Annotated in this window: 28 protein-coding genes, 1 pseudogene and 1 other annotated feature; of the genes and pseudogenes, 18 read left to right on the forward strand and 11 right to left on the reverse strand. The window is 48.2% G+C overall.

Annotation, left to right across the window (positions count from 1 at the left end; translation table 11 throughout):
- Positions 1 to 122 precede the first annotated feature (122 nt).
- On the forward strand, positions 123 to 269 hold the full coding sequence (locus ABEQ74_RS15495; protein ID WP_430123051.1) for a hypothetical protein: 147 nt from the start codon (positions 123 to 125) through the stop codon (positions 267 to 269).
- Between the two features lie 89 nt (positions 270 to 358).
- On the opposite strand, the gene ABEQ74_RS15500 is transcribed toward ABEQ74_RS15495, so the two are convergent.
- The gene (locus ABEQ74_RS15500) at positions 359 to 727 is read right to left on the reverse strand and encodes a helix-turn-helix domain-containing protein (protein ID WP_053491656.1); all 369 of its coding nucleotides are present in this window, start codon (positions 725 to 727) and stop codon (positions 359 to 361) included.
- 257 nt (positions 728 to 984) lie between these two features.
- Here ABEQ74_RS15500 and ABEQ74_RS15505 point away from each other — a divergent pair, with 257 nt between their 5' ends.
- Both ABEQ74_RS15505 and ABEQ74_RS15510 read left to right on the forward strand, forming a co-directional pair.
- On the forward strand, positions 985 to 1,347 hold the full coding sequence (locus tag ABEQ74_RS15505; protein WP_430123052.1) for a hypothetical protein: 363 nt from the start codon (positions 985 to 987) through the stop codon (positions 1,345 to 1,347).
- A gap of 452 nt (positions 1,348 to 1,799) precedes the next feature.
- Positions 1,800 to 2,726 carry an LCP family protein gene (locus ABEQ74_RS15510; RefSeq protein ID WP_430123053.1) on the forward strand — a complete coding sequence of 309 codons (927 nt, stop codon included), beginning with the start codon at positions 1,800 to 1,802 and terminating at the stop codon, positions 2,724 to 2,726.
- A gap of 111 nt (positions 2,727 to 2,837) precedes the next feature.
- Here the strand turns inward: ABEQ74_RS15510 and ABEQ74_RS15515 are convergent.
- Positions 2,838 to 3,029: pseudogene (locus tag ABEQ74_RS15515) on the reverse strand (helix-turn-helix domain-containing protein); the annotation flags it as partial.
- Between the two features lie 295 nt (positions 3,030 to 3,324).
- On the opposite strand from ABEQ74_RS15515, the gene ABEQ74_RS15520 reads away from it, so the two are divergent.
- The 3 genes from ABEQ74_RS15520 to ABEQ74_RS15530 all read left to right on the forward strand — a co-directional run bounded on the left by ABEQ74_RS15520 (position 3,325) and on the right by ABEQ74_RS15530 (position 5,274).
- The gene (locus tag ABEQ74_RS15520) at positions 3,325 to 3,486 is read left to right on the forward strand and encodes a hypothetical protein (RefSeq protein ID WP_430123054.1); all 162 of its coding nucleotides are present in this window, start codon (positions 3,325 to 3,327) and stop codon (positions 3,484 to 3,486) included.
- A gap of 104 nt (positions 3,487 to 3,590) precedes the next feature.
- Positions 3,591 to 4,508 carry an ABC transporter ATP-binding protein gene (locus ABEQ74_RS15525; RefSeq protein WP_430123055.1) on the forward strand — a complete coding sequence of 306 codons (918 nt, stop codon included), beginning with the start codon at positions 3,591 to 3,593 and terminating at the stop codon, positions 4,506 to 4,508.
- Positions 4,498 to 5,274, forward strand: a complete 777-nt coding sequence (locus ABEQ74_RS15530; RefSeq protein ID WP_430123056.1) for an ABC transporter permease — start codon at positions 4,498 to 4,500, stop codon at positions 5,272 to 5,274. The genes ABEQ74_RS15525 and ABEQ74_RS15530 overlap by 11 nt, the downstream gene beginning before the upstream one ends.
- 139 nt (positions 5,275 to 5,413) lie before the next feature.
- Here the strand turns inward: ABEQ74_RS15530 and ABEQ74_RS15535 are convergent, their stop codons facing one another.
- Positions 5,414 to 5,833, reverse strand: a complete 420-nt coding sequence (locus ABEQ74_RS15535; RefSeq protein ID WP_430123057.1) for a bactofilin family protein — start codon at positions 5,831 to 5,833, stop codon at positions 5,414 to 5,416.
- A 40-nt stretch (positions 5,834 to 5,873) separates the two neighbouring features.
- Positions 5,874 to 6,845 carry a M23 family metallopeptidase gene (locus ABEQ74_RS15540; protein ID WP_430123058.1) on the reverse strand — a complete coding sequence of 324 codons (972 nt, stop codon included), beginning with the start codon at positions 6,843 to 6,845 and terminating at the stop codon, positions 5,874 to 5,876.
- 289 nt (positions 6,846 to 7,134) lie between these two features.
- Here ABEQ74_RS15540 and cls point away from each other — a divergent pair, with 289 nt between their 5' ends.
- Together cls and ABEQ74_RS15550 are read left to right on the forward strand one after the other, a co-directional pair.
- Positions 7,135 to 8,565: a cardiolipin synthase gene (gene cls, locus ABEQ74_RS15545; RefSeq protein ID WP_430123059.1), complete on the forward strand. Its 1,431-nt coding sequence runs from the start codon at positions 7,135 to 7,137 to the stop codon at positions 8,563 to 8,565.
- Positions 8,566 to 8,731: 166 nt separating this feature from the next.
- Positions 8,732 to 9,649, forward strand: a complete 918-nt coding sequence (locus ABEQ74_RS15550; RefSeq protein ID WP_430123060.1) for a YitT family protein — start codon at positions 8,732 to 8,734, stop codon at positions 9,647 to 9,649.
- Between the two features lie 64 nt (positions 9,650 to 9,713).
- Here ABEQ74_RS15550 and ABEQ74_RS15555 read toward each other — a convergent pair whose 3' ends face one another.
- The 3 genes from ABEQ74_RS15555 to ABEQ74_RS15565 form a co-directional block, all read right to left on the reverse strand.
- Entirely contained in the window at positions 9,714 to 10,784 is a 1,071-nt protein-coding gene (locus ABEQ74_RS15555; protein WP_430123061.1) for a serine hydrolase domain-containing protein, read from the reverse strand.
- 29 nt (positions 10,785 to 10,813) lie between these two features.
- Positions 10,814 to 11,395, reverse strand: a complete 582-nt coding sequence (locus ABEQ74_RS15560; protein WP_430123062.1) for a TetR/AcrR family transcriptional regulator — start codon at positions 11,393 to 11,395, stop codon at positions 10,814 to 10,816.
- A gap of 173 nt (positions 11,396 to 11,568) precedes the next feature.
- Positions 11,569 to 12,450, reverse strand: a complete 882-nt coding sequence (locus ABEQ74_RS15565; RefSeq protein ID WP_430123063.1) for a DUF2167 domain-containing protein — start codon at positions 12,448 to 12,450, stop codon at positions 11,569 to 11,571.
- A gap of 422 nt (positions 12,451 to 12,872) precedes the next feature.
- Here ABEQ74_RS15565 and ABEQ74_RS15570 point away from each other — a divergent pair, with 422 nt between their 5' ends.
- The gene (locus ABEQ74_RS15570) at positions 12,873 to 13,955 is read left to right on the forward strand and encodes an SPL family radical SAM protein (RefSeq protein WP_430123064.1); all 1,083 of its coding nucleotides are present in this window, start codon (positions 12,873 to 12,875) and stop codon (positions 13,953 to 13,955) included.
- Here the strand turns inward: ABEQ74_RS15570 and ligD are convergent.
- From ligD to ABEQ74_RS15585, 3 genes are read right to left on the reverse strand one after another with little or no spacing between them, the layout of a single operon-like run.
- A complete protein-coding gene (ligD, locus tag ABEQ74_RS15575; protein WP_430123065.1) occupies positions 13,938 to 14,855 on the reverse strand; it encodes a non-homologous end-joining DNA ligase in 918 nt (305 codons plus the stop codon). The genes ABEQ74_RS15570 and ligD overlap by 18 nt on opposite strands.
- Before the next feature lie 5 nt (positions 14,856 to 14,860).
- The gene (locus tag ABEQ74_RS15580; RefSeq protein WP_430123066.1) at positions 14,861 to 15,766 is read right to left on the reverse strand and encodes a DNA ligase; all 906 of its coding nucleotides are present in this window, start codon (positions 15,764 to 15,766) and stop codon (positions 14,861 to 14,863) included.
- A 5-nt stretch (positions 15,767 to 15,771) separates the two neighbouring features.
- A complete protein-coding gene (locus tag ABEQ74_RS15585; RefSeq protein ID WP_430123067.1) occupies positions 15,772 to 16,701 on the reverse strand; it encodes a Ku protein in 930 nt (309 codons plus the stop codon).
- Between the two features lie 202 nt (positions 16,702 to 16,903).
- On the opposite strand from ABEQ74_RS15585, the gene ABEQ74_RS15590 reads away from it, so the two are divergent.
- The 8 genes from ABEQ74_RS15590 to ABEQ74_RS15625 all read left to right on the forward strand — a co-directional run bounded on the left by ABEQ74_RS15590 (position 16,904) and on the right by ABEQ74_RS15625 (position 23,052).
- On the forward strand, positions 16,904 to 17,194 hold the full coding sequence (locus tag ABEQ74_RS15590; protein ID WP_430123068.1) for a hypothetical protein: 291 nt from the start codon (positions 16,904 to 16,906) through the stop codon (positions 17,192 to 17,194).
- Positions 17,195 to 17,211: 17 nt separating this feature from the next.
- Positions 17,212 to 17,394 carry an H-type small acid-soluble spore protein gene (locus ABEQ74_RS15595; RefSeq protein ID WP_430123069.1) on the forward strand — a complete coding sequence of 61 codons (183 nt, stop codon included), beginning with the start codon at positions 17,212 to 17,214 and terminating at the stop codon, positions 17,392 to 17,394.
- A gap of 396 nt (positions 17,395 to 17,790) precedes the next feature.
- Entirely contained in the window at positions 17,791 to 18,261 is a 471-nt protein-coding gene (gene tsaE / locus ABEQ74_RS15600) for a tRNA (adenosine(37)-N6)-threonylcarbamoyltransferase complex ATPase subunit type 1 TsaE (RefSeq protein WP_054404089.1), read from the forward strand.
- Positions 18,248 to 19,039 (forward strand): tRNA (adenosine(37)-N6)-threonylcarbamoyltransferase complex dimerization subunit type 1 TsaB, encoded by a 792-nt coding sequence (gene tsaB / locus ABEQ74_RS15605; protein ID WP_430123070.1) that lies wholly within the window; start codon positions 18,248 to 18,250, stop codon positions 19,037 to 19,039. Before tsaE ends, tsaB begins: the two co-directional genes overlap by 14 nt.
- A gap of 19 nt (positions 19,040 to 19,058) precedes the next feature.
- A complete protein-coding gene (gene rimI / locus ABEQ74_RS15610; protein ID WP_053491674.1) occupies positions 19,059 to 19,583 on the forward strand; it encodes a ribosomal protein S18-alanine N-acetyltransferase in 525 nt (174 codons plus the stop codon).
- The gene (gene tsaD / locus ABEQ74_RS15615; protein WP_430123071.1) at positions 19,580 to 20,638 is read left to right on the forward strand and encodes a tRNA (adenosine(37)-N6)-threonylcarbamoyltransferase complex transferase subunit TsaD; all 1,059 of its coding nucleotides are present in this window, start codon (positions 19,580 to 19,582) and stop codon (positions 20,636 to 20,638) included. Before rimI ends, tsaD begins: the two co-directional genes overlap by 4 nt.
- Positions 20,639 to 20,742: 104 nt before the next feature.
- Positions 20,743 to 20,868 carry a hypothetical protein gene (locus tag ABEQ74_RS15620; protein WP_430123072.1) on the forward strand — a complete coding sequence of 42 codons (126 nt, stop codon included), beginning with the start codon at positions 20,743 to 20,745 and terminating at the stop codon, positions 20,866 to 20,868.
- Between the two features lie 165 nt (positions 20,869 to 21,033).
- Positions 21,034 to 21,377: a binding site (T-box leader), on the forward strand.
- 151 nt (positions 21,378 to 21,528) lie between these two features.
- Positions 21,529 to 23,052, forward strand: coding sequence for a 2-isopropylmalate synthase (locus ABEQ74_RS15625; RefSeq protein ID WP_430123073.1), 1,524 nt, complete (start codon positions 21,529 to 21,531; stop codon positions 23,050 to 23,052).
- A 478-nt stretch (positions 23,053 to 23,530) separates the two neighbouring features.
- Here ABEQ74_RS15625 and ABEQ74_RS15630 read toward each other — a convergent pair whose 3' ends face one another.
- A complete protein-coding gene (locus tag ABEQ74_RS15630; protein ID WP_430123074.1) occupies positions 23,531 to 25,483 on the reverse strand; it encodes an ABC-F family ATP-binding cassette domain-containing protein in 1,953 nt (650 codons plus the stop codon).
- Between the two features lie 391 nt (positions 25,484 to 25,874).
- On the opposite strand from ABEQ74_RS15630, the gene ABEQ74_RS15635 reads away from it, so the two are divergent.
- The gene (locus ABEQ74_RS15635; protein WP_430123075.1) at positions 25,875 to 26,525 is read left to right on the forward strand and encodes a 5-formyltetrahydrofolate cyclo-ligase; all 651 of its coding nucleotides are present in this window, start codon (positions 25,875 to 25,877) and stop codon (positions 26,523 to 26,525) included.
- Position 26,526 lies beyond the last annotated feature (1 nt).

Here is a 26,526-nt window from a genome sequence, read left to right on the forward strand (position 1 = left end):
TTCATTGGTTATAATATTGATAAGTAACTTGTTCAAAAAGTTTCCTGTAAAGATTATATTTACACCTATTGTAAGGAGCTGGGATGGAGACGAAATTATAGATAAGCGAGGTAGTTGTAGAAATGAGTGTGGACAAGGAGAGAAGCTCCGGAAGCACCGAGCATCGGCTTGACCAACAGAAGACAAACCTAGATATCAACAAGCTTATGACTCAATTAGGTATCCATCCTGATCAATGGCTGCAAATGGAGGCACTGCGAAAAAAATAAAAAATCATCCATATCGACAACAATCCCCGATACGTGAGTGCAGGATTTCATTCACATGTCGGGGATTTGTGGTTGATCGTTATGGCGTATTATTTCATGGCCCTTTCCATGCGGACAAATGCAATGAATCGTTTAGCTTCATCTTCGGTTAATTTACGACCATCCACGGTAAGGTTAAAGCGCTCCAATAAATCCTCATCGGATAGCTCAAGGCCATCCACAAATGCCCGTACCTCCGGGTCAAGCACTACTTTCTCCTGTGTCGTTCTCCCGATCAGATAGTCTATGGATACATCGAAGAGATCTGCCAAGCGGGTCAATGTTTCGAAGTCAGGCTTGCGGCGATTTTTTTCATAATGGGATAGGGCTGCACGTGTAATACCGACAGAGGTAGCGAGTTCTTCCTGAGTCCACCCATGCTGTTCACGTAATTCTGATATTCGTTCTCCGTAGTTCACGCATTGATCCCCCTTTCGAGTGGCTTGTATCTATAGAAGTTATTGGATAGATCCATAAGTTCACTTTGCCGATTTATTATATACATAAAAAGGCTACTTTTTAATTGACTAGATACATTATGTATCGTATTATTGACGTAAGTAGGATACATATTGTATCTGGATAATCATGGTTGGTGACGGTTGGTATCATTTTATCCAGCACGAAGATGTCCCATACCACAAAATTCTAACAAGGAGCGGATGGGTTACCACAAATGTTACAAGAACAGCAACATCAAATCACGGTAAGAATTAAAGTCATGAAAATCGGGGATTTAACCATTCATGGGAAAAGTCATTCCGTGACACCGCTAGAGCTGCTGCCTAGTGGTCTTGTATTCCTGTGTCCTTGGGAAATACCGATCCATTCCAACGTTGTTTTGGGATACGAAATTGATGATAATGTAGATCACATCCAGGTAACAGGACGCATTGAATCAAGAGGACTCTTTTATGGCCGTCAACTGTATCATACAGAATTTCATACGGATGGCGATAAAAAGACTCGGATTGTAGGTATGCTGAACCGCATGATGTTTGGTCACAACGATTCCCAGAAAATTAGCCTTTATAACTAAATTGTAATAGATTTCCTGCACCGAACAGGTAATCCTATTGAATCATTATAATGGTTTAATTGATATTCTACTATATTTATGTTGCTTGGTCATTAGTTCTTTTACCTTAAATCATACAGATGATGTAGGACATACCTAAGATAAAAGTTAGGCTATTCCTCATCAAATATGGAATTCTCATCCCATTATTACATCAACAATTTTTAGTTAACGTTACTCTATATCCTCGATATTTATTTCTGCTAATTACCTTTCTCCTGTCCTTTGATTACTTGAGTCCCAGCCAGATCATTGATTTATTATTGTCAAAAATAAAAAAACAATCTCATATGACCCCGCCGTAAGGATCTAGTCATTTCTAGCCTTGTTTCATGCTGGTGTCAATCGGCTCATCATTTGCTTATTCCTACAAACGGACATTATATGGTCCATGCAATGGAGGGCATTTAAGGATGAATATGAAATTAAAATGGGTCCTGTGGCCGCTGGCGATTCTGATATTGCTGCCTTCGGCTTATCTGTTATACACGTATCAATCTATTAAATCAACGGCAGAACAAATTTATGAAGAGCGGCAACCACCGCCTGTAACCCCGACATTCATATATGGTGGGGAGCGCACCAAGGCGGGGGAGAGCACTACAAAGGATACAGATGCATTTACTGTTCTGGTTTTGGGTGTAGACCAAAGGCCCTATGATCGGGGCCGCTCCGATGTGATGATACTCATGGCAGTCAATCCTACGAAGGGGTCTGTGCTCATGTTTAATATTCCCCGCGATACGCGGACGGATATTGTCGGGTATGGGACCGTGGATAAAATTAATCACGCCTATGCATTTGGAGGCATCCCGATGTCAGTCAGTACCGTGGAGAATTTCCTGCAGTTTCCCATCGATTACTACATTAAAGTGGATATGGAGGGGTTCTCGAGCATTGTAGATTCGCTAGGTGGAGTCACCGTAAATAATCGTATGAAGTTCGAATATGGCGGATATAACTTTGATCAGGGACAGTTGAACCTGAATGGCAGCGAAGCACTTGCCTTCTCACGAATGCGGTTTGAGGATCCAAAGGGCGATTTGGGAAGGAATGCTAGGCAAAGAGAGGTGCTGGAAGGAATTCTGGATAAAACGTTAAGAGTATCTACAGTGTTTAAACTGGAAACCCTTCTCAATCAGATTGGAAACAGCGTAAAGACGGATATTTCATTTGAGGAAATGAAAAAGTTTCTAACGGAGTATCGTCATCATATAGGGAAGGTTGAGCAGGTTGAGATTGCGGGTTATGGACAGATAATAAACGGAATATGGTATTTTATCGTCGGTGATAAAGAAAGGGAAGACATTATCACGACACTGCGAGGATATATGGAATGAGTTGCAACCCACCCCCCCTTTTATTCTAAGAGAGGGGGTTTTGGGCGTGAGCACATAAACGAAGGGTGAGGGGAATCGTACTGTTATTCGCAAGTGGGGTAAGTGGGACTATCTTCCAATGATTTGATCAATCGTGGTTTGAAATACATCTGCCAATTTGGTAAGAGTCTCCAGATTAGGTTCTCTGCGATTTTTCTCATAATGTGATAAAGAAGCACGGCTGATACCGATAATCTCTGATAATTCTTCTTGAGTCCAACCTTTCTGCTCCCGCAATTTTGCAATGCGAGATCCATATGACATGCATGCTCACCTCTCTAAAAAGATCCATTAATGTAGACTAAACATCAAAATGGAAATATCAATATGATACAAAATGTATCCTAAATTTCGTCTATCGTCAATACATATTGTAGCATTTATTAAAAAATAAGCATAACTCTCTAAAGCTGTGAGCCTATAGTATTAGTCACTTCCGATCCACAATAATATTTGACAAAGTGCAACAATTTATATAGAATTTCTGTTATAGATACAATTTGTATCATTTAAAAAATACATAGAATAGATGCGTCAATCCCGGGGAGGAGATGACGGGATGAATGAAGTGATGATGTATTGCGTCGGCTGCTGTCGCTTGATTCCGGTTGCTCAAGGCGACAGCTTGTTTAAGACCGGATTTTACAAGCACGATGTTCCAGCGGGGATTTGCAAGGAGTGTCAATCGGCTGATTTGGTACATCAGGAGGATACCGATTGAGCCAAAAGCAGCAGGTTTTACGCATGCCCAATATTTTGCCTCTTGTCCTGATAATGTATAATGTGGAGATATTCATGGTGCATAGGCAAGGGAGGATAGATCACATGAAGCAGGAACCATTGGTAAGCCTGATGGGTGTTACGAAGAAAATATCATCTAAAGTACTGGTAGATAATGTGACCTTTGATATCATGCCTGGACAAATCTTCGGATTCCTGGGACCGAACGGAGCAGGTAAGACGACTACCATTCGCATGATGGTGGGGCTGATGTCCATTACGCAAGGGGATATTATCATTGGAGGATATAGCATTCGTAAGAATTACGAGCAGGCCGCCACTCAGATCGGTGCCATTGTCGAGAACCCCGAAATGTATAAGTACTTATCGGGCTATAACAACCTGAAACATTTTGCGAGAATGATGAAGGGCATCACCAAAGCGCGGATCGATGAGGTAGTGGAACTCGTTGGACTTGGTAAGCGGATTCATGAGAAGGTGAGTACGTATTCGCTCGGGATGCGTCAACGTCTCGGCGTAGCGCAGGCGCTGCTGCACAGGCCTAAGTTATTGATCCTGGACGAGCCTACGAATGGCTTGGATCCGCAAGGTATTCGGGAGCTGCGGGATTATTTGCGCAGATTGACACAAGAGGAAGGGACATCCGTCTTTGTGTCCAGCCATCTGCTATCCGAAATGGAACAGATGTGTGATACCATCGGCGTTATCCGTCACGGTAAGCTGATTGATATTCGCCGGCTTCGCACGGCTGACGGAGAGCGGATGTACGAAGAGACGGCATTCACCGTCAACGATATGGAAGCTGCCGCAGCGCTGCTGGAGGACGTCCAAGCAACGGTTCGGGATCACCAGCTTATGGTTGGGGGAGACCAGGATATGATTGCGGACATAAATGCGAGATTGGTCGGAGCAGGCTTGCGCGTTTATGCCATACAGCCGGTAACCCGGTCGCTGGAGGATCAATTTTTGGAAATGACGGGAGGGGAATCCGTTGTTGATTAACTTTGCCCGTCTTGTAGCGAACGAGAATATGAAGGTATATTACCGGGTTCGCACTTGGGTCATGCTCTTACTACTTCTCTTGTTTAATGCAGCTATGCCTGCCATGCTGTACTGGACGAGTGCTCCGATGGATGTCTGGACTGTGTTTACATGGACGGAAAGCTTCACTATCTACTTGAGCGCCATATTTACGGTCATCATCGCTGCGGATATTGTAGCAGGGGAATTTGCCGGGGGGACCATCAAGCTGCTGCTGATTCGGCCATGGAGCCGGGGGAAGATTCTGCTGTCCAAATTCGTCTCCCTGTGTTTGTTCCTTCTGTTGTGTGCTGCTATAACAGCTGTGGCAGGTATCGCTGCTTCGCTGCTGCTATTTTCCGGTAATACCGGATTTGCAAATAGCTCTGGGGGTTCTTCCATGGATAGCTCCCTTCTGCTGCTGCTGACAGATACAATCCAAGTGTTTGTCATTTCGCTGATCGCCTTTATGCTCTCCACGATATTCCGTTCCAGCGGCTTGGCTATTGGATTATCTCTCTTATTCCTGTTCACTAAGGATATATTCAGTTTTATCTTTAATCCGGAACGGTTTGAATGGGCTAAATACTTGCTCTTTCTGCACATCGATCTGAGCGGATATCTCAAGTCGCCTGTCGGTCCCGGGGGAGTGGGTCTGGGCTTCTCCGTCACGATCCTGGTTGTTTATTGCCTGCTGTTCATGCTTGTTTCCTGGATGGTCTTTGCGAAGAGAGATGTAGAAGCTTAACTCTGTGAGTCATTAGAAAAAAAAGAGCTCCTTCTACCGTGTGAAACAGGGAAGAGAAGGAGCTCATTGGATGGCTCGGCTGAACAAATGGCCGATGGTATGATACATATACGAATTCGGACGGTCGCCCATATACCAGTTACCCTGCTTCTGAACGCTGAATAGGCAGCGTGGTTTCCTTTGACTCTGTAGTGGCCTGACTGGGATTCTGTTCTTCCATTCGGCTTGCACCGTTAAGAAGTCCGCCCTCCATAACGATCAAGGAACCCGCATATACATCTCCATACATTTGTCCTGTAGGTGTAATCGTCAGCTTGCTCTCCGCAGTTACATCGCCATACACTTTGCCGGCAACAATGACTTCCCGAGCGGAAATATTGGAGCGGGCAATCGCTTCTTCGCCTATCGTCACACAGCCATGGCTTTGGATGGAACCGTTAAAACGGCCGTCAATTCGCAAATTATCCTCGCATTGCAGTACACCTTCCATCTCACTTCCTGGACCAATCAATGTATCGGTCCGTTGTGAGGCTCGTTTATGTTTGTTTTTCTTCTTCATTACTACCATCCTCCTGAACATAAGTATAGATGATTACGCCTTAATTCAGATAAGGCATCGGGTCAATAGTCCGGTTGTTCTTAACGACCTGAAAATGTAGATGGGGACCTGTGCTTCGTCCCGAGGAGCCAAGCTTACCGATGGTCTCTCCTTGACCGACATGGTCGCCTACCGAAACGTCAATCTTACTCAAATGCATATACCAGGTTTCCAAACCATTAGGATGCTGAACCACGATATAAAGTCCACGGGCTCCGCTGCGTTCTGCGGCTGTTACTACCCCGGCACCTGCAGCATAGACGGGATCCCCGGTTTTACCGGCAATATCAATGCCTGCATGATAGGCCGAACGTCCGGTAAAGGGATCACTCCGATAACCGAAATTCGATGTAAGCCGTTTGGAGGTTGTCGGCCACAGGGATGGCATACCTTCACGTTTCTCCTGTGTTTCCTGGGCCTGATCCAGTGTGCGGGGAATATGGCGCTCCATGCGTGAAATCAGCTGCTGAATCTCTTCAAAATCATCTTGGGCGTCTTTGGCAACACTTAGCATCTCATTCTCATGAACGGCGATGAATTCGCCGCCCACATGCTCTTTAGCTGCATCCGGGATGGAGGAGGTCTGTCCGGACAGGCTTCCGTGCTTCTGAATAAACTGTTGCAGCTCCTGCTCCAGCTGTTGGACACGCTCCATCTGAGCTTTTGTTTGCTCTGCTTCACCCGAAAGCTGAATGATGGCTTTATTCAGGCGTTCAATAGCCTCGTCCTTGTCAGTGACGGTGACTTCCATCTTTAAGGCTTCCAGGCTTTTCAGCGTTAGCTGCCGTTCGAGCTCCGAGATCGAATGTGCCGACTGGATCTGCAGAGAAACAATCAGTCCGGCAATTGACAAAATAGCGGCGGCAGGCACAGCGATCATCAGGGGCTTAGACAGATGGATTTGTTTGACAGAATGCTGTGCATCCCTCAGTACCAGCAATGTCAAACGTTGTTTACGCTTTGCGGTCTTCATGGCATCTCCCTTCCATACATTCATACTCTAATTCAGGATTACAATGCATCCGCTAGACTTGGTCAACTCCTTATCTAGTATGTATTCTATTCTTTCGGAGAACATGTCAAAAATATGATTGAGTAAGAGAATTTATTCAGCAGGGTACCCATTTGGGTAATTGAATAAATACATAAGAAATTGGTCAATGATGTAGTGTAGTTATCCGCTTGTCTCTCATGACTTTTATTTGTACACGATGCACATTATACGAAGATACTATTATTTTTATCGTGAGGAGGCTGCCGGTATGTTGTGGCTTCTCGTTGCACTGATTGCGTTTATTTTACAGATGGCCGCAGTGCTGCTGCTTGAGTTTCGGAATCCATCCAAAACCGTAGCATGGTTGTTTATATTATTTTGCCTTCCCTTGATCGGGTTCGTACTCTATTTCTTCGTAGCGCAGGACTACCAGCAGCGGTTGAAGATTCGTAAACGGGGCTCCAGGCTGTTTCAGGAAATCAGGGACCACTTATGGGATCGGGCAGCTGTTGTCCGGCGTAAGGAAGGTATGAACAATGCAAGCTTTCATCATAATGATCGCTTGTTTAATCTGCTCAATCATTTGTCGGAAAGCCCGATTACAGGCTGCAATCAGACCCGGGTGCTGACCGATGGGGAAGAGACATATGATGCGATGCTGCGCGCGATGGAGCAGGCCAAGGATCACATCCATGTCGAGTTCTATATTTTTCGCCATGATCGGATCGGTACGAAATTTCAAGATGTAATGATCCGAAAGGCGAAGGAAGGCGTCAAGGTACGCCTCATATGTGATGGGCTGGGAAGTTACAAGCTTAAGAAGACATTTATTCAGCGGTTTAAGGAATCGGGCGTGGAGTTTTATTTCTTCCTGCCAGCGATGGTTTCGATGTTCAGCCGCAGAATTAATTACCGTAATCACCGCAAAATCGTCGTGGTGGATGGCACGGTCGGTTTTCTTGGCGGGATCAATGTTGGGGACGACTATTTGGGCGAATACCCCCACATGGGCTATTGGCGAGATACACATCTGGAAATAGAGGGAGATGCGGTTTATTTTCTGCAGAGTGTCTTTTTGCATGACTGGAAGCTTGCTTCAGGAGAGCGCATTGCTGATGTTGGATTGTATCCGGAGCATCACTGTGTGGGGAAGGAGCAAGTGCAAATACTGAGCAGCGGACCGGATATGATCTGGAATGCGATTCAGGAGATGTGCTTCGGGGCGATTTCCGTGGCGAAGGAACGAATATGGATCACGTCGCCTTATTTTATCCCTGATGCGGGAATTTATGAGGCGCTGAAGACTGCTGCGGTCAGTGGTGTTGATGTACGGATCATCATTCCCGGTCACGCCGATTCCCGCTTTGTAAAGATGGCAAGCTTGTCCTATGTAGAAGAGCTGCTGGCTGCAGGTGTTAGCTTCTATGAATATGAAAAAGGCTTTATCCATGCCAAGGTGCTCATTGTGGATGAGCTTCTCGGTTCGGTCGGTACGGCAAACATGGATATGCGGAGTTTTTTTTGCAATTTCGAGCTGACAGCCGTAATGTTCGATCACCAGCCTATTGAGCGTTTGGTAGCGGATTTTAGAGAGGATCTGAAACATAGCAGACTCATCGATGCTGAAGCGTTTCGTCAGCGGGGAAGATGGCAGAAGGCAGCTGAGATTTTATGCAGGATGCTGTCTCCGCTGCTATGATTTAGAGGAGGATGCATCTGGTGCAATGCTCACGGAAAAGCAAGTAAAGACAGGAAGAACTTTGAAAATTATGTGATCTGCTTTTATTTATATGATAGAATATTTTATAGGTTACACTTATAAATATGTAACTAACTTAGTTTCATACGTTGAACGGGGGAGATTTATGTCAAGTGATCTGAAGATTTTTGCTCAAGTGAAAGCGGAGCAGCAGAAGCCGGAGAATCCCAAGGCAGGATCAACAGCCTTGAAGCTTCTCCGCCGTCTGGTGTTCTTAACTTTCGGTTCCATCCTGATGGCCGTCGGGCTGGAGATATTTTTGGTCCCGAACAAAATTATAGATGGTGGAATTACCGGAGTATCCATTATGGTTTCTCATGTCACCGATATTCCGCTGGGCGTGTTCCTGACTTTGTTTAATCTTCCATTCTTGTTTATGGGGTATAAACAGATCGGAAAGACGTTTGCTTTATCCACGTTATTCGCCGTAGTGGTGATGTCGATCGGCACTTATTTTTTGCATCCGATTGATCCCATCACCATTGATCCACTACTGGCGGCTGTGTTCGGCGGCATTCTTCTCGGGATTGGAGTGGGACTCGTTATCCGCTCCGGCGGCTCCTTGGACGGCACCGAAATTGTAGCCATATTGATCAATAAGAAAACCCCATTCTCTGTCGGTGAAATCGTGATGTTCATCAACGTATTCATTCTCGGCAGTGCAGGCTTTATTTTTGGATGGGATCATGCGATGTATTCGCTAATTGCCTATTACCTGGCGTTTAAACTGATTGATATTACGATCGAAGGAATCGATCAATCCAAATCGGTTTGGATTATCAGTGATAAGCATAAGGAAATCGGAGATGCGCTGACCCATCGTTTGGGACGCGGGGTAACCTATCTGGATGGAGAGGGAGCATATTCCGGGGACAGCAAGAAGGTTATTTTCGTAGTCATTACCCGCCTGGAGGAAGCGAAGCTCAAGTCTATTGTGGAAGACTGGGATTCTCAGGCATTCGTTGCCGTTGGCAACATTCATGATGTGAAGGGCGGCCGGTTTAAGAAAAAGGCCATCCATTAGTTTCCCATAACATTTATGCTCCACCTGCGTTGATTGTTTTAACGCGGGTGGAGCAGTTTTTGGTTCAAGGAGTGTCTGCCTGTAGGCGAAGCGCCTTCTTTTCCCGCGAATAGAGGCGGATTACTCGCGCCATCGTTGTCGCGGCGGATGACTGGCCGAGAACCTGATTAACAGTTCCGGTGAAATAGAGACCCGACTCAGGGTGATGGAAGGCAAATGCACCGCATTGCCCCCAGTGACCGATGAGTCCGCGGCCCAGACCGAAGGGGGATAGCGGCTGCCTTGAGATTCCGGTCCCATAGAAGAAGGGACCAGGTGCCCAAAGAAAATTCCATTGTTTTTGGATCTCTTCCAATTCAGATAGCGGAAACAAATTTCCGTTAAAGAATGACCGCAGGAAAATCATGAGCTCCTTTGCCGTTGATACGATTCCGCCTTCTGCACCGATCGATGCCATGTACAAGGGAAGTTCCATACGCTTTTGCTTATAATAGAATGAGACGGGGCTCTTATCCTCAGGATTTTGATAGAAATACGTCTGCTTCAGATTCAGTCTATCGAAGATATATTCCTTGAAGACCGTTTGCAGGGATTCACCCTTGATATTCTCGATGATATGTCCAAGCAGCCGATAGTTCGTATCGGAGTATTGGGCTTTCCTTCTCTGGCCTGGTTTGAATGGAGGTTTCTGCTGCCTGGCTGCATTCAGTATTTTATCTAGATCCCATGCCTGATCATTCCCGGCTGCGAGATCGGCGAAGACAACCTGGGAGAAATAGTCTGGAATGCCTGACGTATTGGACATTAGCTGCTTAACGGTGATTTCTTTTGTATAGTCTCTGTTATCCATCGTGTGGAGTCCTGCTATGGTCTCCTGGGGCAGATACTTGCTGATTGGATCACCAAGATCGATCCGCTGCTCCGCTCGTAAGTTCAACAGCACGGTTGTCACGAATAATTTGGTTACACTGGCAACAAAAAAGCGATCCTCAGCCTCCATCTCTCCGCCACTGCTGACAAGAGACAGCGACTGTTCCTGATTTTCTATACACATAACCGCTCGAAATATGTTTTTCTTTTTCGTTATTTGTGTCATCCATTTATCAAGAAGTGATTGATCCAGAATTGTTCCCATCCTTTAACCCCTCCATGAAATATAACTTCTTATTCCTCATCTTTTCCTGTTATTCGTAAACGCATGGCACTTATGAAATCTTCTGCGGCTTCGTCCATCAATTCCATCATCTTGTCGTCATTAATGCTTTCCGTAAACAAATCATTGGCCAGCATCACACAGAGACCTGTCTGAAAAATTTGCATTTTTAATAAAAGAGATTGCAGCTCTTCATTAGAAAATCCGGCGAGCTGCGGGTCTTGCTTCATCATCCCAACAACCTCTTGGACTTGTTCGGGTGTATTTTTCATGTGGGGATTGTTCTTCATCATCAAATCTCGGTAGAGCACGGGGTATTCCTTGGCGAATCTCAGGCTGGCCATGCCGATATCCCGAAAAGGCTGGCCGGATTGCTGCTCTGTTATCAACTCCTTAGCGACCTCAAATGCTCTGAACACGACATGCTGAATCAATTCCTCGGCGTCGCTGAAATTTACATAAATCGGTGCGATGGAGCTGCCGAGCCGTTGTGCAACTTTGCGGATCGTAATGGATTCAATACCATCCGTTTTTGCGATATCAAAGGCGGCCAGAATGATATCCTGTTTGGTAAACTTTGTTTTCGGTGCCATGTCTGAACTCCTTATGTAAATACTAATGTAGAACTAACGATATATATCATTTGATATGTATTGATTGTAATGGAATATACTTCCTAATGCAAGTGAAGAAATAAAGAAATATGCCTCCGGGTCGTGTATCACGAACCGAAGGCATATTTTTTTCTCACAAGGACTGAATTCAATTAGGTTATCGTTTGATCTGGAGCCGTCTCGGTTTCATCCTGTGTCTGAGTGGTCTTGTTGCCTCTTAACTTATTGCGGATGAAGCTGAAAGCTCCTGCGACTGCAGCCACGACTATAAACCAGAATTTCTTGAGGAGAACTAAGAGCCCGACTTTTTTCGCTGCTGCTACGCCGGCTCCTCCTAATATTAGGCCGGTTAAACCGAAACTTGCGGCCTTATCAGTCTTGCTATCATAATCCCCATAAGCTTGTCCTGGTGTAGGTGTGAAGTTTGCGAGAATTTCATTTGATAAGACAGAAGCCGCTTGTTCCCTGCTGGCTGAGTCCGTAACTAATATAATGGAAAGATAGCCATGGCGTGTCAGCAGTTTAACCTGATAGTTAAGAAATGGGTCTCTTTCCGAGTCTTCGAGCATTAATGACCATGTCAGATTGTGGGTCTTGCTGTCATAGAAGGGCTCGATATCCCAACCGGTTGCGAAGATATGATCCGATTCCGGTTTTTCTTTATTCGCTTCCTCATTCCCCTTTTTAATCTGTTTCAACAGCTTATCCGCATTAATTTTATCATCCTTGGCATCCTTGATATGTCCTGAATCTATGTAGTCGAAGTAGACAAACCAGTTTTGGTTTTCATCTGTCGATCCAATACTGGCCACTTCGTATCCAGTGAGGAGATTGCCATCCATGAGGGAGACCTTTTCCGTGTCTTTTTTATCCAGGTAGTATAAACCTTTCCCGAGATCAATCGTACCGACTTCCCCGATTTTTACTGTTACCCCTTCCCCGCCTTCCACAAAATTCAGCGAATCTTCTGAAGCGCTGGCAACGGTAGGCAGCATGAGCATAAAGATCAGCCATAACCCTAAAACTCGTTTCACTGTAGCATCCTCCAATATCTAACAAAATAGGTTTGATCAAAACATGGCACATCATAACATAGGATCATGGATTGATCTATCTTCCATGAATTCTCTCATTTTTACATTTTTCCACCGTCTAAGATAGGATTTGGGGGGGTGGCAGATGTGAAAAAACAGTGAATTAGGTCTTTGTAAACGGGTTTTATAGGTTTGGATGTGACATATAATGTCGTAATTTGCAGAAAAATTTTTGTCGAGAAGTAGTGATTTTTGAAAAAGAGCCACGTTTTCTGTAAATGCATATGTAAAAAATGAAACTTTCATCCTAAGCGGTCCTCAATGAGTATCCATATAATTACATTATAATCAGAACGTATGTTTGTTATAATGAATTTAACTAGAACTTTGTGGAATAACCAACTCGGAGGTGAAGGGAAGCCGTGGCAAAAACGATATATGAACAGGTAACGACCAAGCAGACGCTCAATCGGGTGAAGGAGGAAAGGATGCCTTTCGAATGGTCCATCAATCCGTACCGGGGATGCGGGCATGGCTGCAGTTTCTGTTATGCCCGCGCTTTTCAGGTTTTTATGGGCATGGGGGCAGAGGATGAATTCCAGCATCATATCTTCATGAAATCGAATGCGGCTGAGGCGCTTGAGAAGCAGCTGTCGAGCGCTGCGAGGAAGTTTGATTACGATATTGAAGCGATGAGCAGATCGATCGGAGAGGTTGCAATTGGTACCGCAACCGATCCGTACCAGCCTATTGAGGGCAAGGAGGGTATTACGAGGGAATGTTTGAAACTGCTCGCCAAGTATCGCATCTCTACGAGCATTACGACCCGCTCTCCGCTCGTGCTTAGGGATATGGACATTTTGACCCGAATGGAGAATGTGTCCGTTAACATGAGTCTTAACACATTGAGTGAGGACCTTATCCGAAAGCTGGAGCCGGCATCGCCTCATCCCGAGGGCAGGCTGGATGCGGTTCACAGATTATCGGCTGCAGGCATAAGAACCGGCTTGTTTGTAGCACCTGTGTTACCCTTCTTGACGGATAGGGAGTCTGAACTGAAGGATCTGTTATCGCAGGCGAAGGATCGGGGCGTTTCTTATGCCATGATCTCTTTGCTGAGACTGTCGCGCGATGTGAAGAAATGGTACCTCGAGACGCTGAAACACCAGTATCCCGAAGTGGTTCAGCCTTACCGCGAATTATACGGACAGGGCGCATATGCTGAAGAGAATTACGTTCGTTCCTTCAAGTCGATGGCAGCCAGGCTGCTGAAGGAATATGAACTGAATGGACTGACCAGAGAGGCTACTTCTCCTGTCGTGGGCCCGTCCGAGAGGATAGTAAGTGGAGCTTCCCAAGAGAATGGGGCAGTGGTGGAGGATCATCTACCTCCAACGAGGGACTTGGCTGCTTCTCCACAGCCAAAGAAGCTGCCACAGCCGGCAGCACCAGTCTCCGGGGAGGAGCTTATGCCGGATGTTGAGCAGCTATCCTTTCCTTTTTGATGATCCCTTGCCCGGTGGCTTCAGGTGCCGGATGATATTCTCTATTGGCTGGGGAGGCAGGCTCTGGAGCAGATCACCCTTTTCTCTTAGCCGTTCTTCGATGTTAAGCAGGTGAAACTCCGTCGGAGCCACGTTCTGACGAACTTCATCCCATGTGAGCGGCGTGGAGACGGTCCCCAGACGCCGGGCCCGCGGGGTATATGGAGCGGCGAGCGTCCTGCCGCTGTAGTGCTGAAGATAATCGAAGTAGATTTTATCGCCGCGGTTTTTCTTCAGCCGCTCAATGGTGAACAGCTTGGGGAATTTCTCTGTCACATATTGCCCTACGAATTGGCCGACTGTTCGAAGTTCATCAAACGTAATGCCTTCCGATATCGGAACGATGATCTGCACACCTGTTGCGCCTGAGGTTTTCGGCACGGAGGATAGACCCAAAGAGCTGAGTATATCTCCGACAATGGCGGTTGCTTCCATGATTCGGGGTTCTTCCTGCAGCGTAGGGTCCAGATCAATCATCCATTCGCAGGGAAGATTGCTGCCTGCGAGATGCAGGGAAGGATGAAACTCAAGCGCAGCCAGATTCCCCAGCCAGAGCAGCTCCGGCAGTCCGTTGAGCAGCACATAGTTAATATTTTCGTGTACATGGGTCTGAACAAAAGGCGGCAGCGGCTCTGGCGCGTTCTTCTGATAGAAGGATTCGCCTTCGACCCCGTGCGGATACCGGATGGTCGTGAGCAGCCTGCCCCGGCAATAGCGGAGCAGGAATGGGGAAATGGCTGCAAGCTTCTGCAGATACATCGCTTTGGTAATGCCGACCTCCGGCCACAGCGGCTTGTCAGGATTCGTAATTTGAATCTCCTGCCCCTCAATCGTGAGGGTGCCTTTGACGGTACGAGCCATATGATCTAGACCCCCTCAATCGATACGAGTTTGGGATGGCGCATCATGCCATCCTGACTCCACTCAAGAAATGTAACCTGAACGGATAGCGGCTGGCTGAGCCAAGCCAGCTGTTCTTTCTTCAGGTCGGTATGGAGCGTTCTCCAAACCGCCTCAGCACGATGGCTTTCAGCATATTGCAGCAGCCGCTTCTTCGTCGCTTCATTTAGCCCCAGGGAAGCCCGGCCAATGTAGTTACCGTCATCATCCGCCATGACAAGGCTGGCGACGCGCCCTTCCCTGATGATCATGGCCACGGCAGTGGCTGTCATGTTCACGGCAATTTTTTTCTTATACCAATCCTTATGCTTCTTGCCTTCTCGATAAGGAGAGGAGAGGCGTTTCATCACAATGCCTTCCCATCCCCGTTCTTCGGCCCAGTTCCATAATTGCTCGCCTTCGAGAAACAGATCCGCGATCAGCAGGCCCGGGGTGTTGGAAACGATCTCCTTTAGCCGGTGATGTCGTTCAAGATAGGGCAGCTTGCGCATGTCTTGGTCGCCGTCCACCAGAATGTCGAAGAGAACATAAGTAAACAGGGGAGCGTTCGCGCTGATAGCACGCGACCGCTCCCGCTGAAGCACCTTCTGAAATACGGGACGGCCAAGCTCGGGATGAAAATAGACAACCTCGCCATCCAGAAGTAGACGCCTTTCTTGCAGGCCGGACAATGCCTGAACCACTTCGGGGTACAGGGATGTTTTATCAAGCAGCTTGCGGGAGTATAGTGATACGCTGTTCTGGTCCAGTCCGGCCAGAATGCGCACGCCGTCCCATTTCAGCTGATAACCCCAGTCCTCACCCGTCATGATCTGATCCGTCGAGATGGGTGCCATCGGCTCCTTGGGCAGCAGATTCTGCAATTGTCCCATCGTGATCAGGAGGTCGATTCAGATTTCTTGGATTTGGTTGTCCGGCGCTTCGGCTTCGGTGCGTCAAGATCGCCTTCTCCGCCGCTGACCTTGGCAGCCGGTTCTTTGGCAGCCGTCTTGCGGGTCGTTTTGCGCGGCTTCGGTTTGGTGCCAGGGTCCGTTCCGATCGGCTTCACGGCTTCGATACTCGCCTGAAGGGCGGCCATCAGATCCACCACGTTGGTCTCCTGACGGGCAGGTGCAATCTTGATCTCTTCCCCAGATACTTTGCTGTTGATCAGATCCAGCAGGCGTTCACGATAATCATCCGTATATTTCTCGGGATCAAACGGAGTGGAGAGCTGGTCAATCAGCAGCTTGGCCATATCAAGCTCCTTGGCATTGACCTCGGTTCTTTCAGGCAAATTCGGGACCTGGGAGATCGGCCGGATCTCATCCGGGTAGAAAATGGTCTCGATAGACAAGCATTCATCTAGCACGCGAATCGCCGCCAAGCTGCTCTTGGAGCGAATGGCAATTTTGGCGATGCCAATTTTGCCGGACTGCTTCATCGCTTCCAGCAGCAGCCGGTATGCGTTTGCACCTGCTTGATCCGGTGAGAGGTAGTACGTCTTTTGAAAATAAATTGGGTCAATTTCGGTCAGATCTACAAAGTCCAGGATGGTGATGTTTTTGCTGTTCGATTCTGCGAGCTGCTCCAGTTCCTCTTTTTCGAACAGTACGAATTTCCCCTTCTCATACTCATACCCCTTCGTAATTTCCTCCCAGCCAACCTCCTCTTCGCATACCGGACATTTGCGGATATAAGAGAGAGGGCTTCCGCACTCTTTGTGGATGTAGCGCATCGAAATATCCTTGTCTTCAGTAGCCGAGAACATCTTGACAGGCACGTGCACCAGACCAAAGCTGATCGCGCCCTTCCATACTGTATGCATTCTATGAAACCTCCTATCAAGTTTTTATATGTTTGAGAATGACTGTGTAGTAAGCGTAATAAACGACAACTATAAGAACTTCCTCTATTAGTGTGCCCAAAAAAAGACACTAGTATGAGTTATAGCTCGGGATTGCATAATTAGAACCTGTTTGTGGCATATTGACCATGAACTCTGCCTGTAAAGGGAGGTAATATTCATCATGATGGAATCTAAAGAAACCGCAACGTCGGCAGATATCCAGTCCGAAGAGATACAGAAGGACAGAGCCTCGGATCATTCCGCTGCACAATCGGTCAATGGTGAGATGGTGGATTGGAACAGTCTGACCTCGGAGGAGACCGAGATAGCCCGTGAATCTACGATGTTCGATATTGACCGGATGATCAACGAAGGCCTTGGTGGAGGCAACGTCACCTTGGATAACGGGCTGATCGGCCCTTCCACCACGGATACGATGGACGTCGTGGACGAATCGCCAAGAGAACCGTAAGAAGGAGGCTTAAACGCATGGATATACAGCGCGCAGTGGAAATTTTTAATTCCAAGGATACTTACAAGGTAAACCTTGGAGGGGAATCCGTTTGGATCGAGCATGTGGATCAACAGAACGGGATGGCTACCGTTCAGGTTGGTTCCCGTCCGACCAATACACTGACCGTGAATGTAGATCGGCTGAAGGAAGGCGAGTAGTTTCTTAAAAGGGCCACTGTATATGGGCTCTGAAACAATAAGCGCGTATGAGTGAACAAAATACACCTTATTCGGAGTCCCATGTCGGAAACCGGATAAGGTGTGTTTGGCGTTGAAACTGAATATTCGCTAATGGGCAATTCGCCAGTAAATCGGGTGATCTGAAGGCTGCGAAATGGCGGAACGGGGCTGAACACTGACCTATGTATATTGTTGTATGGATGGTGGTCCAGAACTGAGAGGATAGAACCTTAGAGAATCCTCGACGCCGATGTTCTGTTCTTGCAGCGGATTGGGAGGACCGATATAATGAAGATCAAGTATTTTGAGATATGGGCAGAATAAGTAAAGGATGGGTTATCAGTGAATAATGGCCGTACGGAAGGCCAGTTTCGAATGATATCAAGCAGCCTGGAAGATACCGGGCAGCTTGCTGCTTGGCTCGCCATGAGGGCAGAGCCAGGGACTGTCATCGGTCTGGACGGGGATCTCGGAGCCGGAAAAACGGCTTTTTCGAAGCAATTTGCACAGCATCTGGGTGTGCAAGGGGTCGTGAACAGCCCGACATTTACCATTATTAAAGAATATGAGGGGCGCTTGCCGCTCTACCATATGGATGTGTATCGCTTGTCGGTGGACGAAGCGGATGAGCTTGGGCTGGACGAGTACTTTTTTGGCGAAGGGGTTTGTCTTGTGGAATGGAGCAGCCTGATTACCGAGCTTATGCCGGAGCAGTATCTGCATATCCAGCTTGAGACTACTGGCGAATCTCACCGGATTATCACGTTATCAAGCCAAGGTGAGCCTTATGGCGAGTGGTGCCGGGATTTGAATGAAAAATGGGGTAGCAGGAATGAACAACAATGATATGAAGCCGCGGCAGCGGTTTTTGGCGCTGGATACGTCTACGGCATCGCTGGCGGTATCCGTGTTGGAGCAGGACAAGCTTTTGTCGGAAGTGAACACGAATGCCGATCGCAACCACTCGGTGCATCTGCATCCGGTGATGGAGCAGGCGCTTGCGGAAGCGGGTCTTGGCATGGACCAGATCGATGGCATTGCTGTAGGAGTAGGCCCTGGTTCTTACACGGGGATTCGGATTGCGGTAACGGCAGCCAAAACTCTTGCATGGGCGAATGACCTCCCGGTCGTTGGGATATCCAGCCTTCATGCATTAGCGTGGGGGGGCTTGCAGTCCGGATGGAAACAAGCCGAGCCAGAGAAGGGAATCCACTGGGTTATACCGCTGCTCGATGCAAGGCGGGGACAAGTGTATACTGCATTATTCGCTGCCGATTCAGAGCATCAAGAGGAAGCACCAGTACGTATGGAAGCCGATGGTATACGCCTGATGCAATCCTGGGTGGAGTTCCTGAAGGAACAGATCAGCAAGCTACCTGAAGAGGAGCGTCCTGTCAGCCTATGGTTTATTGGGGAAGTGGATCTTCATGCCGAAACAGCCCGAGGGCTGGAAACATGGTTTGAGGGTAATCTGCACATCCATCCTTATGCGTTTGAAGGACGCTGGATAGGGTATCTGGGAGCAGACAGATTGCTGGCGCGAGAAGCAGATGATCTGCATGCACTGGTGCCCAATTATACACAGCTTTCCGAAGCGGAAGCGAATCTGCTGCGCAAGCGGTGAAAGGAGCGTAGGATTCGTCATGGACAAGCAGAATAAGCCGATCGATGGAGAAGACGGATTAGCCTTCCGGCTGATGACCCTGGATGATATTCCGGAGGTTCTCGTCGTGGAGCGCGAAGCATTCACCGTGCCATGGACCGAGGAAGCATTTCATAATGAGCTGAAACTGAATCATTTTGCCCGTTATATGATCATGGAGTACGAAGGCCGGACTATTGGCTATGCGGGCATGTGGACGATCGTGGATGAAGCCCATGTTACGAATATTGCGCTGCTGGAGCAGTATCGCGGACGCAAGTGGGGCGATCGTCTGCTGACAGAATTGATGAAGACCGCTGCTTATATGGGGATGGAAAAAATGACGCTGGAAGTTCGTGTATCCAATCTCGTAGCCCAGCGTTTATATATTAAAAAAGGTTTTAAACCGGCCGGTGTCCGGAAGGGGTATTATTCCGATAATCAGGAAGATGCACTTATTATGTGGGCAGATCTGCCCCCTTATCGGGAGGACGATGGCGAGGAAGGAAGTCAAAGGCTATCATGAAGGATGAAAAAATAGACCGGCAGCATAGCTGCATTTTGGCGATTGAAACGAGCTGTGATGAAACCTCGGTTGCCGTTGTTAAGGATGGCTGTGAGGTATTGTCCAGTGTCATTGCTAGTCAGATTGAAACACATAAAGCTTTTGGCGGGGTGGTCCCTGAGGTCGCTTCCCGCAAGCATGTGGAGAGTATCACGTTAATCATTGAGCAGGCCGTGGCGGAGGCCGGTATTGAAATGAAGGATTTGTCGGCAATTGCCGTTACGCAGGGTCCTGGTTTGGTTGGAGCACTTCTGGTTGGTGTGATGGCTGCCAAAAGCCTCGCGTTTGCGCTCGGCAAGCCGCTGATTGGTACGCATCATATTGCCGGTCATATCTATGCTAACCGTTTTGTGGGCGATATCGCTTACCCTTGTATGGCGCTCGTGGTATCCGGCGGACACACCGAGCTGGTTTACATGAAAGAGGAAGGCTGCTTTGAATTGATCGGCAGAACGCGGGATGATGCAGTAGGTGAAGCCTATGACAAGGTGGCCAGGGCGCTTGGTTTCCCGTACCCTGGAGGTCCTCATGTTGATCGTATGGCGCTTGAGGCTGAAGAGGTTGTAGAGCTTCCGCGCGTATGGCTGGAGCCCGATTCCTACGATTTTAGCTTCAGCGGTTTGAAATCGGCTGTATTAAATGTCGTCAATCAGAGCAAAATGCGTGGAGAGGAAGTCAAGACGGAAGCGATCGCCAGGGGATTCCAGGAATCCGTTGTGGAAGTGCTCGTGGAGAAAGCCGTTCGTGCGGTCCGGGCCTATGATGCGAAGCAGCTGCTGCTATGCGGCGGCGTAGCCGCTAATCGCGGACTCCGTAAAGCATTGGCTGATCGCTGCGAGCAGGAAGGTATTAAACTGACGATTCCGCCATTTCAGTATTGTACCGATAACGGAGCGATGATTGCTGCCGCGGCCCATCTGAAATGGAAGCAGGGGGGCTTTACGCCGCTGGATATGAAGGCGGATCCGCAGATGTCGTTGGAACTTTGGGCTGAAAAAGACGCTGAAATTTCTTGACATGTCTCTCGGCAGCACGTATAATCATGATCAAATTCCAGTATATTGAAACGTGATGAACAGGAATAGTAAGGTATACCTTGGTTAAAGAGAGCTGCGGGACGGTGCAACGCAGACGAGAGGAGCCTGAACTCACCTGGGAACGGAGCAGGGGAACCTTATGCAATCATACGCTGATCCAGCGTGAGTCGATTGCGGAGTTTGACCTTGTTACGGGATGGCCTCCGTGAGCAGGCTGCGCACAAATACCTAGTTATTTGGCGATTGAGGGGGCTTTATAGTCTGGAGATCATCCGGCTTGGAGTCAACAAGAGTGGTACCGCGATAGGATAGCCTGTCGTCTCTTGAATAAGAGATGGCAGGCTTTTTGTATTGTATAGATAACAACATATCGGATAAACGCAATGAACGGGAGCAGTAAAAGGGAGCTGTCCTACAGAGAGCTGCGGGATTGGTGTGACGCAGCGGCAGGCAACCTTCGAATCTCGCCCGGAAGCGGAAGAGGGGAACGGCACGCATCGGTTGATGGAGCAAGACGGGCCAAAGACCATGAATGCAGCAGTACTCTCTTACGGAATTTTCCTCCGTCATCAGGATGTCCATTCTCTTCATGTCCGGCCGGCATGGGGGGATCATGGGCACTAAAGTGGACGTATATGTGACGCGGCAAAAACAGCTGTGAACACGAAAGCGTCAATTAGAGTGGTACCACGGAGGGTCTAAGCCCGTCGTCTCTTATGATAAGAGATGGCGGGCTTTTTTGCTGCCGGCAGCAGCAGGGTGGGATGCGTTACGCAAGTCGACGTGCGGACGTACAGTGAACATAACGAATAAGGGCAGAACTCCCGGCATATCCGGGTTTATATCGTAACCAAGGAGGAAATACGAAGATGAATGAAGCCATAAGAACGATCCGAATATTCGATACAACACTGCGGGATGGAGAACAAGCGCCGGGGGCAAGCCTGCAGCCTGAACAGAAAATCGTACTGGCCGGTAAACTGGCAGAGCTGGGCGTGGATGTGATGGAACCGGGTTTTCCGGTTTCCAGCCCGGGGGAGTTTGCCGCTGTGCAGGCTATCTCAAGAGAGCTTCAGCAGGTGGAGATTTGCGGATTCGCACGAGCGGTCAAAGGGGATATTGACGCTGCTGTGAAGGCAACTCAGGATGCGGCCAGAAGACGAATCCATCTGTTTCTTTCTTCTTCTGACATCCATCTTCGCCATCAGCTGCGCATGAGCCGTCCGGAAGTGGTGGCAAGGGCGCGTGAGATGACAGCTTATGCGAAGCAGTTTAGCGACGTGGTGGAGTTTACGGCAATGGATGCTTCACGTACAGGCATTGACGATCTGATCGAGATGGTGGAAGCTGCCATTGAAGAGGGTGCCACAATCATCAATCTGCCGGATACGGTTGGCTATGCGCTTCCGCATGAATATGGCGAGATGTTCCGGCGCGTGCGGGAAGGTGCCCGTGGCGGAAAGACAGTTGAATACAGTGCCCATTGCCATAATGACTTAGGTCTTGCTGTGGCCAACAGTCTGGCCGCGATCCAGAATGGCGCCAGTCAAATTGAGGTGACTGTGAACGGGGTTGGTGAACGTACAGGCAACTGCGCCTTGGAGGAGCTTGTCATGGCTCTCTCCACCCGAGGTGACATGCTGCGTGCGGAGACGGAAATTACTGCCGAGAAGCTGTATGAAGTTTCCCGTCTTGTTAGTGGTGCCATGCATTTCCCAATCGCCTACAATAAGCCTGTCGTCGGACGGAATGCCTTCCAGCATGAATCCGGCATTCACCAGGACGGTTTGCTGAAGGATCGAAGCACCTACGAGATTATGGACCCGGAGAAGCTGGGCATACCACGCAGCATGATTGTGCTGGGCAAGCATTCGGGTCGCCATGCTCTGAAGGATCGCCTTGCCCGTTATGGCGTTGAGCTTGTTGGAGACGAGATGGAGTCCTTGTATAACACTTTCAAGGAGACGGCCGACCGTCAGAAGGTGGTTAGCGATGATCAGCTGCTGCAGATGGTTAGCAGCACACTTGGTAAGCCGGCACAGGTATATGAGCTGAGCGAGGCGCAGGTCATTTCCGGAACGGGCAGTAGCCGGGTTGCGGCAGTTACGCTGCGCCACCTGAATGATCAAACAGAAGCCACCTACTCCAGCGTGGCGGATGGTCCCGTGCAAGCCGTCATCTCGGCGATCAGCCAAGGCATAAGCAGCGACATCACCTTCGGTGATCTGGAGCTCCATTCCCTAAGTAGCGGTGAAGATGCTCATGCCGAAGCCGCCGTTACGGTAGAAAAGGCCGGCAAGATCTTCCGCGGAACAGCCGTTCATCAAGACATCGTCATGGCGGCGGGGCTGGCTTATGTTGCTGCATGCAATTCGGCATTGATGTCAGTATAGGTGCGGAAGCACTGAAAGTCCCGAAAATACCGAATGCAGGGATGAGTTCCTTGTCCTATCCATAACGCAAATACCTGAACGACCTTTCCTTTTCTACATGAGGAAGGTCGTCTTTTTTAACCTAAACAGAATGTGAATCCTATATAGGGATCTGGTACATAAGACATATAAATCTGTCAAGTTGTGAACAAAGTTATCCACATATCCTCCACTGATTGTGTACAAGTCGGAAAAATCTCGATAAATCGGTATTTTGCAAATCGCTGAAAAAAGCGGACAGGATTTTCAAATACGTTCTTAATAATTGTGGATAATGTGGATAAGTTCGTGGATAAAGCTGGATGCGGAGAAGAAACATGCGTATAACAACAAAAAAATGACCCTTTGGGTCATTTTTGAGGTGGTTGTATGCACTCTTTCTGGGGATAAGTGTGTGTATAAACAAAATGATTCGATTTGAAACACTTTTGTGAATTTTTTAGGATTCCAGCAATGCTTCCCATTCCGCAAAAATCTGCTCGAGCTGATTCTTTTTCTCATCCAGTGCCTGCTGCCGTTCTTGCAGCGCCATATAATCCTGATAGATGTCAGGGTTCGTCATCTGGAGCTCCAGCTCGGAAATGTCAGACTCCAGTACGTGAATCTCCTCCTCTAGGCTTGCGAGCTTTCGCTGGCGGTTTCGCTCTTCCCGTTTAGCTTGCTTGTCAGCTTCAAAGGAAACGGCCCCTTGCTTCTCCGCGGGAGCCTCGTTTTTCCCTTCCTGGTTCAGGGATTGGCGGGCAAACGGCTCGGTCGGTTCGTCATTCATATCAAGCATTTCCTGCTTTTTCTCCGTATAGTCGTCATAATTACCCAGGAAATGTTGAGTGCCATCCGGATGAAGCTCAATGATGCGCTCTGCCATTTTATTAAGGAAATAACGGTCATGAGATATGAATAATAAGGTGCCTTCGTAATCCATAAGGGCTGATTCCAATACCTCTTTGGCAAATAAATCAAGATGGTTCGTCGGTTCGTCCAATATGAGCATGTTGGCTTCAAGGAGCATGAGCTTGGCCAGCGAAACACGCGCTTTCTCCCCGCCGCTTAAGGAGCTGATCTTCTTGAGCACATCCTCGCCGCTAAACAGGAAGTTACCAAGAACGGTGCGGATGCGGGCTTCTTCCATATGAGGATAGGTGCCCCACAGCTCTTCCAGAACCGTATTGCTGGGATTCAGCTCAGACTGTTCCTGGTCGTAGTATCCGATCTTCACTTTAGTACCCCATTGCAATGATCCTGCGGCAGGTTTCAATGTACCGATCAGGCATTTAAGGAGAGTCGATTTGCCGACTCCGTTAGGACCGATTAAAGCGACGGTTTCGCCACGGCTAAGATCAAAGGATACATGCTGAAACAGCGGCTTATTCTGCTCAAATGTAAGGGATAGATCACGAACATGAAGCACATCCTTGCCTGACATATATTCAGCTTCAAAAGAAAAATGCGCCTTCTTTAAATCACCGAGTGGTTTGTCCAGCCGTTCCATCTTCTCCAGCGCTTTGCGGCGGCTTTGCGCGCGCTTGGTCGTAGAAGCCCTGACGAGGTTCCGCTGTATAAAGGTTTCCATACGGGAAATCTCATCTTGCTGTTTCTCGTATTGCTTCAGCTGGGATTCGTACTCGGCTGCTTTCAACTCAATGTATCGGCTGTAGTTGCCTGTATATTTGGTGGAATGGCGGCGTTCAATTTCGACGATGGTCGTCACAAGCCGATCTAGGAAATAACGGTCATGGGAAACGACAAGCAAGGAACCCGAATAGCCGCGCAGATAATCCTCCAGCCATGTGAGGGTCGCAATGTCTAAATGGTTTGTCGGTTCATCCAGCATGAGCAGATCGGGTGCCTGCAGCAGTATTTTGGCAAGGGCTAGTCTGGTCTTCTGACCGCCGCTTAAAGTAGCAATAGGGGTGTCTGGCGAAAAGCTGCCGAATCCCATGCCATGCAATACACTGCGGATGCGTGTTTCGATTTCATAGCCGCCTTGATCCTTGAACCAGTCCGAGCGGATTGCGTAGCGATCAAGGAGTTCTTGATACCTCTTTGGATCATCGCTGGATTTCGGATCGGCAATCTGCTCCTCCATCTGACGAAGCTCGCGCTCCATTTCCAGCAGGGGGGAGAAGACATCCAGCATCTCGCCCCATATCGATGAATCCGACTGAAGGCCGCTGTTCTGGGCAAGATAACCGACAGTGGTTTCTTTTGCCTTGAAGATTTGTCCGCCATCATACGACATTTCGCCTGCCAGTATTTTAAGCAGAGTTGATTTGCCCGCTCCATTAACTCCGACGAGGCCGATTCTTTCGCGTTCTAGCACTTGCAGATTGATCTTATCAAGTACGGGAGTAACCCCGTATAATTTCGTAATGCCATTGGCTTGCAGCAGCATGTTATGTGAAACCTCCATCATTCTATATGTTTCTTTCTTCATTATAAGAAAAACATCTACCGACGTACACTCTCAGAAGACAGACCGCATATAGCGGAAGTTTTTCTTGCGAGATAAGGAGGATATGCCTTTGATGTATATACATTCATATCTCTTAAGAAAAACATCTACCGACGTACACTCTCAGAAGACAGACCGCTTGTAGAAGCTGTTCTTCTTGAGATATCAAGATGATCATGTTACCAAGTTTGATACGTTCAGGTATCCTAAAGTAAGTGTACATGAAAAAGGGCGAACAATCGACCATAATGGCACCTTCCCATATTCTTGGCTAATGGATGGAACAGTGGTAAACTAAACATAATTAAAAGCGTGAGAGGGACGATTCACGTTGACCAAGTCTGGGGAAGAAATAAAGCGGTTATCCGCCAAACAGGCCTTGCGCATAGAGATGGCGTCGCGCAGGGATGAGCTATCCGAGGAGGAACGGGCCGAGCGTTCAAAGCAAGCCTGCGGATATGCTTCAGATTTCATGAAACGGCTGCGATTGCAGAGCATGATGATTTATGTCCCGTTTCGCTCTGAGCTGGACTCCCGGCCTTTAATCGAATGGGCATGGAGGGAGGGTGTGCATGTTATCGTCCCCCGGAGTATGCCGGAAGACCGATCGATGGAGTTGTACGAGCTTAAGGCATGGATTGAGCTGGCCCCGGGAGCCTATGGTATATGGGAGCCGGATCCGTCTCGTTCTCACAAATGGATGAACGGTAATCCGGATATAATCTGGGTACCCGGGCTCGCGTTTGACAGGACCGGCGGTAGACTTGGTTACGGGGGCGGTTATTATGACCGGCTGTCGGACAGGCTTGGCGAGGGAGCGCAAGATAACACCCATCAGACTAGAGAGCCTCTGTGGATGGGAATCGCTTATGAGGTTCAGGTCGTGGAGCATGTTCCCATGGAAGATCACGATAGGGTATTGGACGGTTTGATTACGGAACGGGGACATTTCGTGAAGACCAGATCTGCACCGGAGGGGTAAA

It is taken from the genome of Paenibacillus solani (genome assembly GCF_050475945.1).
In the GTDB taxonomy this organism is placed as follows: domain Bacteria; phylum Bacillota; class Bacilli; order Paenibacillales; family Paenibacillaceae; genus Paenibacillus_AQ; species Paenibacillus_AQ solani_A.